An 18614-nucleotide genomic window follows, 5' to 3' on the forward strand; every position below is an offset into this window, starting at 1 on the left:
CGGGAGCCCTGTATGGATCTGTCGATTATCTATGGCATTGAAGTGCTGAATGCCATCGCGGTACTGGTGATTATGAGCCTGGGCCTGGCGGTGGTCTTTGGCATGATGAAGATCGTCAATATGGCGCACGGCGAATTTATGATGCTGGGCGGCTATAGCGCCATCATGGCTACCAACCACTTTGGCGTGCCGATCTGGATTTCGATGCTGGTGATTGCACCTCTCAGCGTCGGGGTTTTTGGCATCGTGATTGAGCGCGTCATTATTCGCCATCTGTATGGCCGGATGATCGACACCATGCTGGCCACCTGGGGGTTGAGCCTGGCGCTGATTGGCGCTGCCACTATGCTGTTTGGCAACACCACGCTGGGTATCAGTTCGCCGCTGCCGAGCGTCAGTGTCGGCAGCTACAGCACCAGCGGCTATTCACTGTTTATGATTGTGTTTGCGCTGTGTCTGGTGGCGGCATTGTGGCTGCTGCTGCGTTTTACCACGCTGGGTTTATGCGCGCGTGCCACGATGCAAAATGCACGCATGGCGGCGGCACTCGGCAGTAATCCCGGCAAAATTTACAGCCTGACATTTGGCCTTGGCGCGGCTCTTTCGGGGTTGGGTGGCGCGTTGCTGGCACCGATCACCGGGGTGATCCCGACGATTGGTGTCAGCTTTATCGCCAAAGCCTTTATCACGGTGATTGGTGGAGGGAGTGCCATTATTGCCGGCACACTTTCTTCCTCCACGCTGTTCGGCACCATTTCGCAATTGGTCACCTATCTCTCCACACCCGTGTTTGGCGCGGTGGCGTTGTTGTTAAGTGCCATCGTACTGCTGCGTCTGCTGCCGCAGGGCATCACCGGCCGCTTCTTCAGGAGATCGCTGTAATGAAACTGTTCTCAGAAAAAGTGCGCATCGTGTTGAGTGCGCTGATGCTGATTCTGCTGGCATGTTGGCTCTCTGGCGTGATTGAACTTTACACCTTGCTCTCTATCACGGTGTTTCTGGTGATGGGTTTGTTGTCACTGAGCCTGGCCTTTATTTGGGGATACGGCGGCATCCTCTGTTTTGGTCAGGCGGCATTTTTTGGCCTGGGGGCGTATACCTACGCCATTTGCGCCATTAACTGGGGTGATTCCACCTGGGCGGTGGTGATGGCGATCCTCTTGCCCACGCTGTTCTCGCTGCTGCTTGGTTACGTGATCTTCTACGGCGGCGTCAGTGATGTGTACCTCGGTGCGATCACGTTAGCCGTGAGCCTGGTGCTGTTTAACTGGGTGAACTCCACTTCAGGCAGTGAGTACCATATCGGCGAAGCGCTGCTGGGTGGATTCAATGGTATTCCGTCAGTGCCGACACTTAACATGCCATTCCAGCCAGATGCCATTTTGTCACCGGAGGCGATCTTTATGGTGACGGCCGGTGCGTTGGCGCTCTGCTATGCGCTGCTGAAGTTTGTGCTGCTCAGCCGCTTTGGCAAAACGGTGGTGGCCATTCGGGAAAACGAACAGCGCGCAGGGCTGCTCGGCTACAACGTACCGGCACACAAGCTCGTCACCTTTGCCATTGGCGCGGCAATTGCCGGCTTAGCGGGATGCTTCTACGTTAACTGGGGTGCCTTTGTCAGCCCCGGCGTGTTTAGTATCAGCCAGTCGGCACAGATCATCATTTGGGTGATTGTCGGAGGGCGCGGCACGTTAATTGGTCCGGTGATCAGCTGTGTGCTGTTGCAGTGGATGGTGACGCGGCTGGGAGCGCAGCAAACGGTGGACGTCAATCTGGTATTGGGCGTCATTCTGGCGGTGTTTGTGCTGCTGATCCCCGGAGGCATTTTGCCGACCCTACAACGATTGTGGCGGCGTAAGCGCCTGACCACGTCAACCCCATCCCGCACGCAGGTGACAGAGGTAAAACAATGACGGCAACAGTCCTGTTAGAAACCCGCAAAATGGGCGTCAGTTTTGGCGGTGTGCATGCCGTTAAAGCAGTGGATTTCACTCTGCATGAGGGAGAGCTGCGCTGTCTGATTGGCCCTAACGGTGCGGGGAAGAGCACCTTTTTCAAAATGCTCAGCGGCCAGGTGACGCCCACGCGCGGAGAATGCCGCTACCGCGATCAGGTGATCTCCGGTAAACGCCCCTGGGATATCGCACGGCTGGGCATCGGCATCAAAACCCAGGTGCCAAGCGTATTTGAAGGGTTAAGCGTACGGGAAAATCTCTGGCAAGCAGCGGCGAACAAGCTGGCGAAAGCGGCGCTACCCGCCGCGATTGATCAGGTGTTGCACGATATCGGACTGCAGGATCATCAGGATGCCGTGCTTTCTGAGCTGGCGCACGGGCAGCGTCAGTGGGTGGAATTAGGGATGATCCTGATTTCACGTCCTCAGTTGGTACTTCTGGATGAACCCGCCGCCGGCATGACACATCAGGAAGTACGCAAAACCGCGCAACTGATTAAAGCCATCAATCAGCAGAGCACCGTGGTGGTGGTGGAGCACGATATGGAGTTCATCAGCATGATCGCGCAACAGGTCACGGTATTTAATCAGGGCGCGGTACTGGCAGAAGGGAGCTTCCGCGAAGTGACGCAGAATCCATTGGTGAAAGAGGCGTATCTCGGCAATCTGGAGATTAAACATGCTTGAAATTAAAGAGATGGTCTCGGGCTACAACAAAATTCCGGTATTGCACCTGTCCGAATTGTTCGTTGGGGCGAAGTCCTTCACTGGCGTGTTAGGGCGAAATGGCATGGGAAAAACCACGTTATTACGCACCATTATGGGAGAACTCCCCGCCTGGCAAGGAACCCTTGCGCTCAACGGCATTGATATCACGCGCTATCAGGCGCACCAACGGGCGTCGGCGGGCATTGGATTTGTGCCCCAGGGGCGGCAAATTTTCCCGCTGTTGACGGTGGAGGAGAATCTGCGCATGGGCTGCGTGAAGCATTTTTCCCGCGCGGGTCAGATCATCGAACAGATGCTGGAGATTTTTCCGCGTCTGAAACGTTTACTGGCCCAACCGGGCGGCGCATTGTCTGGCGGCGAGCAGCAGTTGCTGGCTTTGGCGCGTTGTCTATGCGGGCAGCCACAGCTGGTGTTGCTGGACGAACCCACCGAAGGCATTCAACCGAATATCTGTGAGGAGATCATCGAGACGCTGCAACGGCTGAGGCATGAAATGGATATCTCAATCATTCTGGTGGAGCAGGATATTGAGTTTCTGTATGCGCTCTCGGATCGGATCCATGTGATTGAAAAAGGTCAGATTGTGCAGCAGATTGATCCGCGCACCCAACCGAGTGCGGCTGTTGCCGAGCAATATTTAGGGTTTCATGTTTAAGGGTTCTCTCACCTGCACCGGCTGTGCGGGTGAGTGGATTCGCCTCCGCTGTCGCTATCGACACAACATCCGGCAGTGACAACACAGCACCACCGCATTGACTCATTTAACGTGATGCTTCCTCTTTCAGGATGCACACAGGTGAAACATGAATGAGTCATCACTGCTGACCTATCTTGCAGGTGTCCGATTGCATATTTTCCATCCTGACTCACAGAGCGTGCGGGCCTTTTGCGCCTCTCTGGCACAACTCGGCTGTCATGCACAATATAGCTGGCCGCCGGTGGCAGATCTTCCGGCGGATAGGCAGCTTCTGCTGGTGGCGATTGAAAATCATCATGAAGCGGTGCTGACGCGCCTGTTTAGCGCGCTGCAGCACTCTCACATACCGACCATTGCTTTGGCGAATTGCCATGATGCACGGTTGTTTCCGCTGTTATTAACGTTACAACCTACAGCGATTGCCGAGCGTGAACTCAATCCGTTTGCTCTGATTGTGCAGATGATTGGCACCTGGCAATCCGCGCAGCAACAGGTGCAATTGCGCCATGAACTGTTGGCACGTCAACAGCGCACGGCAAGAAATGAGCGCCTGGCGCAGGCCAAAGGCGTGCTGATGCAAAATTTTGGTTTGGATGAATCCGGCGCCTATCGGTTGATGCGCACCGAAGCGATGAACACGCGCAGCAGCCTGGAATTCACGGCCGAGCGCGTGATTAATCAGCTTGAAAAAGGGTAAGGCTGGTGGGACTTGCGGCCTGAAGGCCGCATCCGACAGCTTATCGTGACGCTTCAGCCTGGCGCAAAAGGCTGCTGGGGGTATAACCAAAGGCTTTGCGAAACGCCAGACTGAAATGCGACATGTCGCTAAAGCCATGATCCAAAGCCACCTGCGTGATGTTACGCGCTTTACCCTCTGCCAGTGCTCTGCGGCATGACAGTAAGCGCTCCTGCCAGACGAAATTCATCGGCGTCGTACCGTGCGCGGCAAATACCCGGCTGATAGTGCGTGGGGAAACATGGTGTGCATTGGCAATTTGCGCCATTGTGAGATCGGCTTCGTGCAGATTTTGTCGCAGATAGCTCACAACCCGCGAATAGAGATCCGGCTTCAGCGCATCATCCCCTTTCTGCAGATTGACGCTCACCGAGATCATATTGATCAACGTGTTAGCGAACTGCTCGGCAAGAAAGCCATTTTCACACTCGGCGTTGAAAATAAAAGCTTCCTGCAACAGTTGCTTAAGCGATGTCATACCGGGGCGTTGCAGATCCAGCGTTTTCCCTGCCAACCGGGTGATGGCGGGTGCCTCTTTTTCAATCATTTGTCGTGGAAGATGCACAATATTGATTGCCACGTTATCCATGGTGAAATCAAAGGGTGTGGCGGCATCGTAGATCACAATATCACCCGCGCTGACGCGCGATTGATTTTCATTCTGACGCAACGTGCCGCTTCCAGAACGGACATAGCCAAGATAAAAGTCATGGTTAGGATGGCGACGAATGCACTCTGGTGTTCGTTGCCACACCAGTGCGGTTTGTGACACGTGATGGGCGATATCGACATGACCCAGCATGGAGTAACTAAAGCTACCGGAGAATGCACCTGCGTGGGTCTGCCGTGCTTCTGCTTTAATCAGGCGCGAACAGACAGCATCGCGCCAGGCATCAAAACGGTGGCGATTATCCAGATGATCGGTGGTGAAAGTTTCTTTCATAGTTACGTCCCCTAAACCTGGCGAAAAAGGGCGAAATCAGGACAAATCAAGCAAGTTTTAGGCCATAACCACATAAAAAAGCCGCGTTGATTAATCAACGCGGCTGGCGTGGGGAGGGTTACAGGGCAGGATGTTTTTTATGCCATTCAGTCACTTGCTGGTACGCCCAGGCCCCCTGAATCATCGCGGTTTCATCGAAATGCGCGGCGACTAACTGGAAGCCAATCGGAGCACCCGCCACCGTCATGCCACAGGGCAATGTGATGGTGGGATGCCCGCTGGCGTCAAATGCACTGGTATAGCGCAACACGCCATTAAACAGTGCCTGATCGGTACCAAAACGGGTCATGGTGTCCCAGGTTAATCCGGCGTAAGCGGTGGCCGGTGCCAGGATCAAATCAACTTGTGTAAACAGGGCGGAAATATCACCACGCAGCGCGGCGCGGCTTAATAACAGGCGTTGATACTCCAGCGCGGTCACCTGATGACCTAAATCGAGCAGACCCGACAAACCTGGACCGTATTTCTCTTTCTGCGCGGGATACGTTTCTTCATGCGCCAGCGCGGTTTCGACTGCGCAAAGGGCGCTCCACTCGGCTGCGGCCTTTTCGGTATCCGGCACGGTGATTTCTACCATGGTCGCACCCAGTGACGTCAGGGTCGCAATCGCTGATTCCAGTGCGGTGCGTGTTTCCGCATCCACCTTTTGCAGCGCCCAGTTTTTATCGATGCCGATGCGCATTTTGCTGACGCCGCGTGTCATCATCGCCAGATAATCGGGCACTGGCTCACTGCTCGAGGTGGGATCTTTGTCATCACGCCCGGCGATAGCCTGCAGCATGGCCGCCGCATCGGCGGCTGATCGCGCCATTGGCCCAATATGGTCAAGCGAGGCAGCCAGTTCACAGGCACCGTGGCGCGTGACGCGCCCCCAGGTCGGTTTGATGCCGGTCAGGCCGTTGGCGTTGGAAGGAAAACGAATTGAACCACCGGTATCCGTTCCGATCGAACCAAAGCACAGGCCAGCGGCGGTTGCCACGCCAGAACCGCTTGAAGAGACGCCCGTCCAGAGTGCGCTCCCCCATGGGTTGTTCGGGCGAGTGATGTCGGGATGGTGATCGGCAAAGGCACTTTCTGTTTGCGTGAGTTTGCCGAGGATCACGGCTCCGGCAGCACGAAAACGATCAACCACCGTTGAGTCTTCTGCCGGGTAATGATCTTTATGGATGATCATGCCGTGGCTGGTAGGTGCATCTTTGGTCCAAATCAGATCCTTCAAGGCAATGGGAACGCCATGCAGCGGGCCGCGCATTTGTCCGGCGGCAATTTCTTTATCTGCTTCTGCGGCTTGTTTCAACGCGCTGTCTCGCATCACATAGAAGAAGCTGTGCAGATCACTATCAAGCATATCGATACGCGCCAGCATCGCTTCCGTGACTGCCACTGAGGTGATGTCACCTGATTGAATCAGGCGTCCAATTTCCAGCAAGCTTTTGTAGTGCAGGTTGTTCATCGCGACCGTTCCTCCGGGGAAAAGGGCTGCCTGTAAAGCAGACAATGTGTTGATCAACAACCTAAATCAGACTTACGGGCTCGGCTGTGTTTAAGCAGACAGATGCTGTGCCAGAAGTGCCAGCGGCATATTCGGCTGCTGACGTTAAGCGGATGGAATGGAGATTAAAGCCTGGAAAAGTGGTGCCGATAACCCTAAGGAATAGTTCACAAGAAGGATTATTTTGATGCTAAATGGGATTGGCAACAGCGTGTTACGCAACCTGATTTCCGTAGGTTCAAACGTAAACACCACCGCGAACAGTACAGCAGCACAAAGTCACTTGCAGGCGGAGGCATCGACTAAAGTCACCTTCAGTGAGGCAAGTGAAGCAATAGCGGCAATTTATAAAATTGTGCCGGCACAGGTGCAGAACAGTGGCGCTTTGAGCAGCAATTTACAGGCGCAACTCAACGCGGCGTCGCAGTCGGGTGGGGTTGGCATGAGTGGTATCGGCAGCAGTTTGCTCAGGGGCTTAACACAGAGTGGTGACAACGTCACGTTGAGTGTACCCGCTACCGCCGCGACCCGCGTCGCCAGCAGCAGCCAAAGTGCAGTGGCACTCACTGTCACCACACAATCGGGGATTGAGGTGAGTCTGCAAATGACGCGCCAACAGGGCGGATTGGTGGTGGAGATGAATACCAGCGGGGGTAAACTCAATCGTGATGAAGCTGCAGCCATCAGCCAGCTCTCCGACGGCTTGCAAAAAGCGCTGGACGGTTTGGATGCAGGGACCACGCAATTAGATATCAGCGACCTGATGAAGTTTGATAGCGCGCAATTGAAAAGCGTCGATTTGAAGACCGATCTGCGCAATGGCAACAATGTGACGCAATCACTCAACCTTCACGCGGACGATAAAGAGCGTTGGCTCGGTTTTCACAATGGGGATGTCAGTATCAAACTCGATACTGATGTGTCAAAGCTGACTCAGGCAGGCAGCACCGAACAGCAGGCAGCCGCACTCGATCAGTGGTCCGCCAAATTTGATCAGGCAGCAGCGCGTGGGCACGGCGATCGCGACATGCTGGACCTCTTTAAGGCCAGCTTCCGCGCACTGAATACCACGGAAGGACAGGCAAGCCACAGCATAAACACGCAGCGAGTGATCGCCATTGATGCCAATGCTGCTAAAAACGGTGCCATTAGCGGTTTAGCCGATTTCTCTGCCAGCTATCAGCAGACGCCACGCTCTGATAATCCTTTTAAACCGGAAGAGCAGGACACTTTTTCATTAGAGGTTGCGCAGCAAACTCGCTCGCAGCAGCATTCTGATACCCAGGATTTGACACAGGATACGCTGTTCAAACTCAAAGCCAGTTTCCACACCGCACTCGATTCTGACGGGGCAGCGAAACTGACTGCACTTAAGTCATCACAGAATTACCGCTACCATCTGATTGACGATGAAGAGCGTAGCCAGACCGCGGTTTCGCAGAACAAAAAGGGGGAGCTGACAGTGCAAACCACGCAGCAACTCACCCAGCATGAAACGGTAAAAAGCTATCAGCAGGCGAAGCTGATCGACAGTATCGAAATACCACACAGGGAAAAAAAGGTCTCTTCGCAGAACTACGCTCGTGCGCTGTTTGAGCGAGAAAATTAAACACGATGACCGGTGCGGTGATCTCATTACGGGGCATGGGCCTGCTGCAGCACGTGCACGTCATGATGGTCGCTGTTGCGTTTAAAGGCGGCTCTTAGGCCGCCCACCTCAGCGAATCTGTAATTCTGCCAACGCTGTCAATAGTGCATCGACTTTTGGCAACAACTGCTTGCGGCGCGGCCATATCAGCGTCAAAGCCAGACCATCTGGCTGTTGCTCCGGCAAAATGATCTCCAGTTCACCGCGTGCCAGCGGCTCACGCACCAGCCAGGAGGGCATCTGCGCCACGCCTAATCCGCCACACAACGCTTGCACTTGCGCATCGACGTCACCCAGTGCCATTCGGTGCGACACATTACGCCAGTGCGGATGTCCATCGGCAGTGGTAAACAGCCAGGGCTTGCTGCTGCCATCGACACGTTCATACATAATCGCCTGATGCTGCAACAACTCGCTATCATTGCGGGGACGTCCGTGGCGCGCCAGATAATCGGGTGCAGCGCAAAACACCATGCGCTCGCGGCCCATCTGACGGCAGCCAAGCGAGGCCGGCACATCTGGCGATCCGCCAATGCGTACTGCGATATCAATCCCCTCATCAAACAGATCAATAAAGCGATCGGAGAAGGTGAGATTGAGTTCGAGTTCCGGGTGTTGCTGACAAAATGGAATCAGCACCGGCATGACGCCAAGTCGGCCATAGGTATTGGGCACGGCGACGCGTAATCGCCCTGAGGGAATGCTGCGCTGTGCTGCCAGTACCGCTTCGGCTTCGGCCAGTTCCTCCATAATGCGCAGGCAGGTTTGATAATAGGCGTTGCCGGCATCGGTGAGTTTCAAGCTGCGCGTGGTGCGTTCCAGCAAGCGTGAGCCGAGTCGCGTCTCAAGTCGCGTGACGCTTTTACTGACGGCCGAACCGGTCAGGTGTAAACGTTCTGCCGCCGCCGCGAAACTGCCGCTCTCGACGCTGGCCACAAAGGGAACGATATCTTTCAGGCGTTGATCGTGCATCTATTCGTGAATCCAGGTTGTGAATGATGTGAATTAAAGCCAGAGATAGGAATTGAATTCTCTATTAGGCTAATCATTACTGAAACCGAGGAGAATTGAAATGCAAAAGCAGGCGTTAATTGTGGGCATCAGCGGCGTTATAGGGCGTGCGCTGGCGGAAAAACTGCAAAGTGAAGGATGGCAGGTGACCGGATTATCCCGTGGACGTGGCGCGATCCCTGAAGGTTGTCGTAGTCTGACCGCGGATCTCAGCGATGCGGATGCGGTAAACACCGCACTGTCACTAGAGAAGCCCGATGCGCTGTTCTTTAGCGTCTGGTCGCGTCAGGAAAATGAAAAAGAGAACATCCGCGTGAACGGCGGCATGGTGCGCAATGTGATTGAAGCGCTGGGCGAGCGCCTCAACGGCGCACATGTTGCGCTGGTGACCGGGCTGAAGCACTATCTGGGGCCGTTTGAAGCCTATGGCAAAGGCGCGGTGCCGGTGACGCCGTTCCGCGAAGAGCAGGGACGTCAGCCGGTGGATAACTTCTACTATGCGCAGGAAGATGAAATCTTTGCTGGCGCTGAGAAATATAGTTATCGCTGGAGCGTGCATCGTCCACACACCATCATTGGCTATGCGCTGGGTAACGCCATGAACATGGGGCAGACACTGGCGGTGTATGCCACGCTGTGTCGGGAGAAGGGCTGGCCGTTTATCTTCCCCGGTTCGCCTGAGCAGTGGAACGGTATTGCGGATGTCACGGACGCCGGTTTGCTGGCAGAGCAGTTATTGTGGGCGGCAACAGCAGATGAAGCGGCAAATCAGGATTTCAACGCGGTGAACGGCGATGTGTTCCGCTGGAACTGGTTATGGCCGCGTCTGGCAGCGTATTTTGGCATTGAGGCCGCTGCCTATCCTGCGCAGATGATGCCTTTAGAAGGGCGGATGCAGGAGGCTGCAGACGCATGGCGTGAGATTGCCGCACGCGAGAATTTACTTGAGGCGGACATCAACAAGCTGGCTTCCTGGTGGCACACTGATGCCGATCTGGGACGTCCGATGGAAGCGTTCACGGATATGAGCAAAAGCCGTAAAGCCGGGTTTACCGGTTATCGCGCCACGCTGGATTCGTTTATCAGCTTGTTCGATAAACTGAAAGCGGAGAAAGTGATTCCAAAGTGACGTTTTGATTTTTCACCCCCTGCGTGTAGCAATGCACGCACGAACAATGCAGACCATTTTGCTATACGGTCGCCATTTATGGCGACCGTTTACACGTCTTCCAGTTCACGCAGTTTACACATGACCGGCCTGACATCGTTATTTAAATATTCCATCGTAGTCAGAAACACCCTGCGACGTTTGTCGAAGTTCTTACGGTAAAACATAAATCGTAACCCTGGTGTAAAGACCAGTAATTGCACGTCATTGGCAATAAGCGTGTCGATATTGGATTCGCTGGTATCAAGCGTGAAACACCAATTAAGCTGTCGCTTACTGATGGCACTTTGTACCGCAGCAATATATTTCTCTGCACGAAAATATCCAAATCCACCATTCGCGCCAAAACCTGGTGCTCTGAATAAGGTGGGGCTGGGTATGTCAATAAAAACGATGCTTTTCATAGGCAGTGATTCCTTCATCTGCTTTGCGAATTAACCCTTAAGACGCTTAGAGCGGCTTCTTAAAAAAACTGGCACTATCCTGTTGATATCTTTGGATGATAGCATGAGAATGATTCTCAACAACAGGAGGTTGTTATGTATAAATCATTCCATATTATTCTCTCTCTGGCATTAATGGGATGTAGTTCGGCCCATGACGGAAAAGTAAGAATGCCAAAGCCCCTGCAAATGGAAAAACCTGTCTATCCCTACTACGCCTATAAAAATCATATAGAAGGTAAGGTAAAATTCCTTTTTGACGTGGATGCTGAAGGGAAAGTCAGTGAAATGCGCATTATTGAATCAACGCCCGAACATCTCTTCGATGACGCGGTCATTCGTGCGGTCAGTAAATGGCGTTTCGAAAAAGGCCATCCAACCAAGAATATTCCTTTGATTATTGAGATGCGAATAAGTCACCCATAGGCGAATGGCCACTCACCGCCATAGTTCATTCCGCCAGAAATCAAATGGGGTGAATGAAAAAAACGTCTAAGTCATCACATATCAACCAATGGTGCTGTTCAAAATGTGATCTTTTCCGTAAAAAGTTACAAGCATTCTTGTATGGTAGTTGGCGCGAGTAAATCATCGGTACCTACTCCCAGAGAAGGTGCCGATGATGATTAACCGTTCGGAAGAGAAACCTATCAATCTAAAGAACATGCTGGCGTACGGCGGCGGTGATGTTTTTGGCGGTGGCAGTTTTACCGTACTCGGCCTGTGGCTAATGTTCTTTTATACCACCTATGGTGGACTGAGCCCGGCAGAGGCAGGCGCAGTCATTGCGTTTGCGCGCTTGCTGGATGCTTTTTTCGATCCGCTAATGGGGTATGTCACTGACAACTTCTGGCGTAATCGGTTGGGACAGCGTTTTGGCCGTCGTGGCTTTTTCTTCTTGATTGGCGCGCCACTGGTGTTTCTCAGTTACATCATGATGTGGATGAGCGACATGGGCTTTGCCTATTATCTCGCGACTTACATCCTGTTCTACGCCTGCTATACGCTGGTTATCGTGCCGTATGAAACGCTGGCGGCGGAGATGACTCATGATTTCCACGTGCGCTCCCGCCTGACTGGCGTTCGCATGTTCTTCTCAATGGGGGCCGGGATTCTGGCTGCCTGGCTACCGGGTGTCATTATTTCGCTACTCGGAGAAAACGCATCCTCTTCCTTCTTCTACATGGCGATTATCTTTGCCACGCTGTTTGCTATCGTCATCTTCGGGCTCTACTTCTTTACCTGGGAGCGGGCGATTGAGATCACTGAAAAACCCGCGCCAGTGGATTTCAAACGTGACATGAAAGCGCTGTTTCGCTCCTTGCTCTCGACCTTCCATGTTCGGACCTTCCGCCAGCATGTTGGCATGTACCTCGGCGCTTTTGTCGCGCTGGATGTGTTAGGTGCCGTGTTGGCTTACTACATCATCTTTGTGCTTGGTCATAACGCTGTCGATGCCGCAAACAGCATGACGTTTATGTAGGTGGTGCAGTTCATCTGCATTGCGGCGTGGATTCCATTCTGTATCCATATTGGTAACGGTGCGGCCTATAAACTGGCGCAATATTTGATGTTAACCAGCGTCGCGATGTTTATCAGTTTCTATGCCTTTGGTGTTAGCGCGGAGATGTGGATGGTATGGGGCGCGGCGATTGTGATGGGGATGGGGCGCTCGGGAACACAGTATGTCTGCTGGAACATCTACAGTTTCATTCCAGATGTGGATGAGATGTTGACGGGGCAGCGCCGTGAAGGGATTTTTGCCGGTGTGATGACCTTTGTGCGCAAGGCCGTACAGGCGGTAGCCCTGTTTATCGTCGGATTGGTGCTACAAGCTTATGGCTTTGCCGGAAAAGGCGCGGTGAGCCAACCGCCTGAAGCGATCCACGGAATTGCCCTGGTGTTTGGCGTGGGCGCGGTGATTTTCCTCGCCGTTGGATTATTCAGCGCACGTGGCTTTAGCCTCAACCGTCATAACCATGCACTGTTAATTGCAGAGATTCAACGCCGTCATGCGGGTGGCAATCCCGCGGAGGCCAGCACCGAAACGCGTGCCGTAGCGGAAAAACTCACCGGCTGGCCGTGGGCCAGTCTGTGGGGCAAAAACGACATTATGAAGCGCATTGATCCACGCGCAGAATCTCTCACTGCTAAAGGAAATCAGCAACATGACACGCATAACCTTTGACGTAATGCAGGCCACCATTGAGAAAGCTTTGTTGAACGCCGGTCTGGATGCGCAACAGGCAGCGCTCTGTGCGCGCATCCATACAGAAACCAGCTGTGATGGCATTCCCTCGCATGGATTAAACCGCGTTGCCCGTTTCGTAGACTATCTGCAAAAGGGTTGGGTGGATGCCCATGCGATACCGGAGCGCGTGAAAAGCTTGTCGGTGATGGAAGTGTGGGATGGACAGCGAGGCCCAGGCATCACCAACGCCATCCGTGCGGTGGATCGCGCCACAGAGTTGGCGCGTGAACATGGCATGGGGTTGGTGGCGATGCGTAATACCACACACTGGATGCGCGGCGGGACCTACGGTTGGCGCGCCGCCGAACAAGGCATGGCCGCCATTTGCTGGACGAATACCGAATCTTGCATGCCCGCGTGGGGTGGTAAGAATACGCGCCTTGGCAACAATCCGTTTGTGATGGCGGTACCCGGAAAACAGGGGCCGTTAGTGCTGGATATGGCGATGTCGCAATACTCCTATGGCAAGTTACAGGTCACCCGATTGAAAGGGGAACAGTTACCCTACGCGGGCGGTTTTGATGCGCAGGGTAATTTAACCTGCGATCCTGCACCGATCGAAGCGTCAATGCGGATCTTGCCGACGGGTTACTGGAAAGGATCGGGTTTGGCAATTTTGCTGGATGCGATGTCGGCATTGCTGTCTGGCGGCAGTTGCACTGCAGAGATTGACCGTATTCAGCAGGGCAGTTGCACGGGTGCCAGCCAAATCTTTATGGTGTTCGATCCTGCGCAGATCAGCGGTCAGAACTTTAGTGAGCAACTGGCAGAGACCATTCAGCAATACGTCAATGGCTCAATGGTTGCCGAAGGATTCAGTGGCGTCACATGGCCCGGTGAGCGACAAAAAGCCACGCGTGAACGCAATCGTGAAATGGGCATTCCCGTGGACGACGGTGTGTGGGCTGAGGTGCAACACCTGGCAAGTTAGCCACAGGCTTCTCACATTGCGGCAAACAGCCATCGCAGCGTGGCTGTTTGCCTTAACAGATTAAACTTGTGTTAACCCGCCATCGACGCAGCTTTCCGCACCGGCAATAGCATTGGCCGACGCGCTTAAACGGTTAGAGCGCAATGGGCTGGTGAACCGTGAAGTGTTGCCGACTGCGCCGGTGAGTGTGGAATACAGCATCACACCTTTGGCGCAGATACTGCAGCAGCCATTTATGGCCCTGGCGAGTTGGGCGATGGATTACGGGCCGGAGATGGAGAGAGCACAGGCCGCTTACGACCTCACGCGAAAAGAAACAGAAGTTGATGCGTGATAACCGGGGGAGCATGTATTTAGCTCCCCCGCCATAGTTATTGTTTAAAGGTTAAGCTCACCCTTAAAGTTTTTATAGGGATCAGTATTAACATCTCGGCATTAATGGATAGGGATTATCATTTTAATAAGCCGATTATCCCAACTTCACCCAGCGTTTGCCCAGCAGCACCGTCATGGATACGATCACGGCGATAGCCGCCAGGTGCATGACAAAATCCATGGCGTGCAAATGCACCGGATGGCAAAACGCCAGCATGGTAACTGCCATGCAGGCGACACCCAATCCAGCCATTGCCAGGCTGCGTACCGGGTGGAGAGCGCGAGTGCGGCGCAGCGTTGCGATCATCAGAACCATCATGGGTGTGCTGACAACCAACAGGAAAGTAAAGCATCGTGTGCTGTCATCGTCATGCGGCTCAATAACCGCGTGCGGAATACTGCTTAGACTCAAACCCAACCACAGTAAGCCCAGCGGCAACAGCACTTTCCAACTGATGCTTTGACGCCCGGCAATACTCATATTAAACGCGCTGCGAATCGCCATTAGACCCAGAACAAAGGCCAGAGCCAGTTGTACCATTGCGCGCATCGCGCCAGGTTGTGACCAGTCGGTTAATGTACGCTGCACCAGAAAACTGGCGGCGATGCCGCAGGGCAGTGCCAGTAGCAGCCACATCAAGACACGCCAGTAAGTTGGCCGCATCGGTTGAACGGGCTGCATGTCGCGGCTGAGTTTTTCGATTAACAAATCGTGATTATTCATGGTGTGCTCCAAAGCGACGCAGATTACTCAGCGCGCGATGCAACAGCGATTTCACCGCTGCCACACTTAAATTGTTATGTTCTGCCGCTTCAGTCAGGCTCATTTCGCGTAGATGGACGTGTTCAACAATCTCACGTTGACGAGAGGGAAGCTGGCGCAAATAGCCTGCCAGCTCCTCTTGCGTATCCAGCGGTGGTGTTTCTGGCGCAATGGCGGCTTCAGTTAACGTCTCTTCATGAACTTCCCATTGCTGATGACGTCCGCGCCGCCGCAGGGCATCGACTGCGCGCGCGGAGATGATGGCCATCAGCCAGGGTAAGAACGGGTAGGCAGGATCATAGGTGTGACGCACCCGATGCACCGTTAACAGCACATCCTGAATCACATCTTCCACTAATGCCTGGTCGGTGAGTTGTTTGCGTATTTGTCCGCGTATCACCGGCACTAGCGCTTTGAGCAGTCGGGTGTAGGCGAGCTGATCGCCCGCCTGCGCCTGTTCCATTAGCGCGGGCCAACTTTCGCGCGCGCTATCACTTGCTTGCATAATCTGCCTTGAAACATTTACGCCTTCGAGCTGGCCGCTTGCAGCGCATTCACCACAATGCTTGGTGTCAGCACTTGCGGCAGCACTTTTGGCGGTCCGCCATCGGCGGGGTAAACCAGATACATCGGGAGTCCGCCCTGGCCAAACTCGCTCATGGCGTCATCGACATCAGGGTTAAATTTGGTGGAGTCAGCCACCATATACAACGTACCGGTTTTAGCCAGCGCGTCTTTAACTGCCTGCGTCGAGAGTGAGGTTTTTTCATTTACCTGACAAGTGATGCACCATGATGCCGTGAAATCGACAAAGATGGCTTTGCCATGTCCGCGCTGTGATGCAACGGCCTGCGGCGTCCACTTCTCTTTGGTGAGCTGTGCGGTGACCTGATCGCCAGCCAATCCTTCGCCCGGTTTAATCAACTGCGGCAACGGCGCCAGTACGGCGACAATCAATACGGCGGTGACGGCGAACAGGACTTTATGGCCTTTACCGGCAAAACGGCGATGTTGCGCCATCCCATACAACCAGCCAGCAAACGCGACAACGACAGAGGCTGCTAACAGTGTAGCTAAAGCTGCGCTGCCCGCCTGTTGCGCTAATACCCACACCAGCCAGGCGTAAGCGCCGAACATTGGGAAGGCCAAACCGCGTTTCAACACATCCATCCATGAACCTGGTCGTGGCAGGAATTTTGCCAGTCGCGGGAACAAGGAAATCAACGTGAAGGGCGCGGCAAAACCCAGAGCCAGTGCAAAGAAGATCACCAGGGCCACAGCCGGAGGTTGCACCAGCGCATAACCAATGGCACTGGCCATGAAGGGGGCGGCGCAGGGGGTGGCAACGATAATCGCTAGCGCACCGGTGAGCGCAGATCGTAAAAATGCGCCGCGATTGATTTCCACCGCGCCCACGCGCTGAACGGACAAGCCCACTTCAAACACGCCGAGTAAGTTAAGTGCGGCGGCGAGGATCACCAGCGACAGCAGGGCGATCACCAGGGGGGATTGCAGTTGGAAACCCCAACCGACAGCGGCCCCGCCTGCGCGCGCGGCCAGTAAAATCCCTGCCAGCGCCATCATGGTGACGATCACACCCAGCAGGAAACCCAAACCTTCGCGTCGCGCGCTGGCAGCGTTGTCCGTGTGGCGTAACAAACCCAGCGCTTTCAGTGAGATGACTGGAAAAACGCAGGGCATAAGATTAAGAATAATGCCGCCAATGAAGGCGGCCAGCATGGCGGTTAACATCGCTGGCCTCTTTGCTTAGTGAGTTTGCGGATGCGCGTCGTCGTACTGCTTCACGGCGGCGAGGGCTTTCTCAATGTGCGTATCCGGGTTTCTATCAGTGTAACTCAGCAGGATGTTGCCATCCGGCGCAATCACATAGGACGTACGATCGGAGAGCGTTTTCCCTTTCATTTGCATGGTGGTCTGGTACTCAGCAGCAATTTTGGCACCAGGATCCGCAGCGACGGCAAATTTGTCACGGCATTCCAGTTTGGAGAAGTCGCTGACCTGATCGGTATTCCCAGCGGTCACGCCAATCACGGTGGCGTGCATTTTGGTGAAATTATCGGTGGCTTCGGCGAAGTCATGCGCTTCAATGGTACAGCCCGCGCTAAAGGCAGCTGGGAAGAAATACAGCACCACAGGGCCTTTTTGCAGCGCTTTTTGCAGTGAGAAGGTGAGTGGTTTGCCCGCTAAAGCACCTTGTAACTCGAAATTCGGCGCTTTGGCACCCACGGGCAGCGCGGCGCTGGCATTAAAAGCGGTGGCAGAGAGGCCCAATGCAGCGGTGATGCTCAGAGTACAAACGAGGGTTTTAAACGATTTCATTATCTGCTCCTGCGATGTAAGGGAGGTCCGGTTTTGGTGACTCAATACATCAGTTCGCTGGAGGAGGCGGAAAGGTTTCGGTGTCAGAAAAAAAAAGTTAAATTAGCCACGCTATATGACTCATGGAAAAAGAGGCAAACAGAGATGAATCGGAATTATTTCAGTAAAATCATTTTATTAGTCGGATTATCTTGTTCGGCTACCGCACTGGCGGCACCGGCAATAAACAGCGATGTCGCTTCGCTCATCAACCAGCGCTTGTCGTATATGAAGGATGTCGCTGGCTATAAGGCCGTTAATCATCTGCCTGTAGAAGACCTGCCGCAGGAAGACAAAGTTCTGGCCAGTGCGGTACAGCAAGCTGAAAAACTAGGCTTAGCGGGGGAGTCTGTCAAACCCTTCGTGCAGGCGCAGATGGATGCCGCGAAAGCGATTCAGTATCGCTATCGTGCAGATTGGCTCTCCACGCCCGAGCAGGGATGGCAGCCTTTGCCGTTAGACCAGGTCAGGACCAAGATTAATGCGCTGAGCGCCAGTATCCTGAACGGTATCAGTGAGCAATTAGCCCAGGGCAAACCCTTCACTGATAAACCCGCCTTTCTGCACGCGCTTGATCAAGCGCATCTGGAACAGGGTGATAAAACGCGGTTGTGGGAAGCCTTGCAGAAAATCAGTCTGAAAAAATAGCGGATATGCCATGCCAGAGGTGTCATGAATCACGCCTCTGGAATGTTTAACGCAACATGCTTCATGGTTTCAGTCTACTCAGCATGCGAAGCGCGTTCTCAAACCACTTTTCTGCAATATGGACTGGAATTTCAGCGGGTAAAATTTTCATCACGCGCCTTCCATTCATCACTGCAATAAACGCCTGTTTCACCCATCATTCTCCGGCGCGATGGTGTCGTGAACTCCATTTTATCTTCTGCAGTCAGCGTCACGCCATTCCGCCACCTTTTCCTTATATCCCCAATTGAACTCCCTATGTCCTGCTGGAGAATGCCCTCTGCTATAACTGCTGCGAGTTGTTAACGTGTGGGAAAAGCTTGTCATGGATATTCGTAAAATTAAGA

The 18614-nt window shown here is 53.8% G+C and carries 18 protein-coding genes and 2 pseudogenes; 12 read left to right on the forward strand and 8 right to left on the reverse strand.

Annotation, left to right across the window (positions count from 1 at the left end; translation table 11 throughout):
* The first annotated feature begins 12 nt into the window (after positions 1–12).
* The 5 genes from VI01_RS22485 to VI01_RS22505 all read left to right on the forward strand — a co-directional run bounded on the left by VI01_RS22485 (position 13) and on the right by VI01_RS22505 (position 4077).
* The gene (locus VI01_RS22485) at positions 13–882 is read left to right on the forward strand and encodes a branched-chain amino acid ABC transporter permease (protein WP_045816693.1); all 870 of its coding nucleotides are present in this window, start codon (positions 13–15) and stop codon (positions 880–882) included.
* Entirely contained in the window at positions 882–1913 is a 1032-nt protein-coding gene (locus tag VI01_RS22490; protein WP_045816694.1) for a branched-chain amino acid ABC transporter permease, read from the forward strand. Before VI01_RS22485 ends, VI01_RS22490 begins: the two co-directional genes overlap by 1 nt.
* Positions 1910–2641: an ATP-binding cassette domain-containing protein gene (locus tag VI01_RS22495; protein ID WP_045816695.1), complete on the forward strand. Its 732-nt coding sequence runs from the start codon at positions 1910–1912 to the stop codon at positions 2639–2641. Before VI01_RS22490 ends, VI01_RS22495 begins: the two co-directional genes overlap by 4 nt.
* A complete protein-coding gene (locus VI01_RS22500; protein ID WP_045816696.1) occupies positions 2634–3338 on the forward strand; it encodes an ABC transporter ATP-binding protein in 705 nt (234 codons plus the stop codon). Before VI01_RS22495 ends, VI01_RS22500 begins: the two co-directional genes overlap by 8 nt.
* Positions 3339–3486: 148 nt before the next feature.
* Positions 3487–4077, forward strand: coding sequence for an ANTAR domain-containing response regulator (locus tag VI01_RS22505; protein WP_045816697.1), 591 nt, complete (start codon positions 3487–3489; stop codon positions 4075–4077).
* A 40-nt stretch (positions 4078–4117) separates the two neighbouring features.
* Here VI01_RS22505 and VI01_RS22510 read toward each other — a convergent pair whose 3' ends face one another.
* Together VI01_RS22510 and VI01_RS22515 are read right to left on the reverse strand one after the other, a co-directional pair.
* The gene (locus VI01_RS22510) at positions 4118–5059 is read right to left on the reverse strand and encodes a helix-turn-helix domain-containing protein (RefSeq protein ID WP_045816698.1); all 942 of its coding nucleotides are present in this window, start codon (positions 5057–5059) and stop codon (positions 4118–4120) included.
* Between the two features lie 118 nt (positions 5060–5177).
* Positions 5178–6572, reverse strand: coding sequence for an amidase (locus VI01_RS22515; protein ID WP_045816699.1), 1395 nt, complete (start codon positions 6570–6572; stop codon positions 5178–5180).
* A gap of 226 nt (positions 6573–6798) precedes the next feature.
* Here VI01_RS22515 and VI01_RS22520 point away from each other — a divergent pair, with 226 nt between their 5' ends.
* Positions 6799–8220 (forward strand): hypothetical protein, encoded by a 1422-nt coding sequence (locus tag VI01_RS22520; RefSeq protein WP_045816700.1) that lies wholly within the window; start codon positions 6799–6801, stop codon positions 8218–8220.
* Positions 8221–8328: 108 nt separating this feature from the next.
* On the opposite strand, the gene VI01_RS22525 is transcribed toward VI01_RS22520, so the two are convergent.
* Positions 8329–9231, reverse strand: coding sequence for a LysR family transcriptional regulator (locus VI01_RS22525; RefSeq protein WP_045816701.1), 903 nt, complete (start codon positions 9229–9231; stop codon positions 8329–8331).
* A 100-nt stretch (positions 9232–9331) separates the two neighbouring features.
* Between VI01_RS22525 and VI01_RS22530 the strand changes: the two genes are divergently transcribed.
* Positions 9332–10399, forward strand: a complete 1068-nt coding sequence (locus tag VI01_RS22530; protein ID WP_045816702.1) for an SDR family oxidoreductase — start codon at positions 9332–9334, stop codon at positions 10397–10399.
* A gap of 89 nt (positions 10400–10488) precedes the next feature.
* Here the strand turns inward: VI01_RS22530 and VI01_RS22535 are convergent, their stop codons facing one another.
* Positions 10489–10842, reverse strand: coding sequence for a hypothetical protein (locus VI01_RS22535; RefSeq protein WP_045816703.1), 354 nt, complete (start codon positions 10840–10842; stop codon positions 10489–10491).
* A 135-nt stretch (positions 10843–10977) separates the two neighbouring features.
* Here VI01_RS22535 and VI01_RS22540 point away from each other — a divergent pair, with 135 nt between their 5' ends.
* The 4 genes and pseudogenes from VI01_RS22540 to VI01_RS22555 all read left to right on the forward strand — a co-directional run.
* Complete coding sequence (locus VI01_RS22540) at positions 10978–11307, forward strand: TonB family protein (RefSeq protein WP_045816704.1); 330 nt, start codon at positions 10978–10980, stop codon at positions 11305–11307.
* A gap of 238 nt (positions 11308–11545) precedes the next feature.
* A pseudogene (locus tag VI01_RS22545) lies at positions 11546–13069 on the forward strand (MFS transporter).
* Positions 13050–14063 carry a 3-dehydro-L-gulonate 2-dehydrogenase gene (gene yiaK, locus VI01_RS22550; RefSeq protein ID WP_045816705.1) on the forward strand — a complete coding sequence of 338 codons (1014 nt, stop codon included), beginning with the start codon at positions 13050–13052 and terminating at the stop codon, positions 14061–14063. The pseudogene VI01_RS22545 and the gene yiaK overlap by 20 nt, the downstream one beginning before the upstream one ends.
* A 109-nt stretch (positions 14064–14172) precedes the next feature.
* Positions 14173–14397 (forward strand): annotated as a pseudogene (locus VI01_RS22555) (winged helix-turn-helix transcriptional regulator); the annotation flags it as partial.
* A 135-nt stretch (positions 14398–14532) separates the two neighbouring features.
* Here VI01_RS22555 and VI01_RS22560 read toward each other — a convergent pair.
* The 4 genes from VI01_RS22560 to VI01_RS22575 are packed head-to-tail and all read right to left on the reverse strand — an operon-like array spanning position 14533 to position 17541.
* On the reverse strand, positions 14533–15162 hold the full coding sequence (locus VI01_RS22560; RefSeq protein WP_045816706.1) for an NrsF family protein: 630 nt from the start codon (positions 15160–15162) through the stop codon (positions 14533–14535).
* The gene (locus tag VI01_RS22565) at positions 15155–15706 is read right to left on the reverse strand and encodes a sigma-70 family RNA polymerase sigma factor (protein WP_045816707.1); all 552 of its coding nucleotides are present in this window, start codon (positions 15704–15706) and stop codon (positions 15155–15157) included. The genes VI01_RS22560 and VI01_RS22565 overlap by 8 nt, the downstream gene beginning before the upstream one ends.
* A 17-nt stretch (positions 15707–15723) precedes the next feature.
* A complete protein-coding gene (locus tag VI01_RS22570) occupies positions 15724–16953 on the reverse strand; it encodes a protein-disulfide reductase DsbD (protein WP_045816708.1) in 1230 nt (409 codons plus the stop codon).
* 15 nt (positions 16954–16968) lie between these two features.
* Positions 16969–17541: a peroxiredoxin gene (locus tag VI01_RS22575; RefSeq protein WP_045816709.1), complete on the reverse strand. Its 573-nt coding sequence runs from the start codon at positions 17539–17541 to the stop codon at positions 16969–16971.
* 144 nt (positions 17542–17685) lie between these two features.
* Here VI01_RS22575 and VI01_RS22580 point away from each other — a divergent pair, with 144 nt between their 5' ends.
* Entirely contained in the window at positions 17686–18228 is a 543-nt protein-coding gene (locus VI01_RS22580; RefSeq protein WP_045816710.1) for a chorismate mutase, read from the forward strand.
* The last annotated feature ends 386 nt before the right edge of the window (positions 18229–18614 follow it).

It is taken from the genome of Pantoea sp. SM3 (assembly GCF_000963995.1).
In the GTDB taxonomy this organism is placed as follows: Bacteria; Pseudomonadota; Gammaproteobacteria; order Enterobacterales; family Enterobacteriaceae; genus Pantoea; species Pantoea rwandensis_B.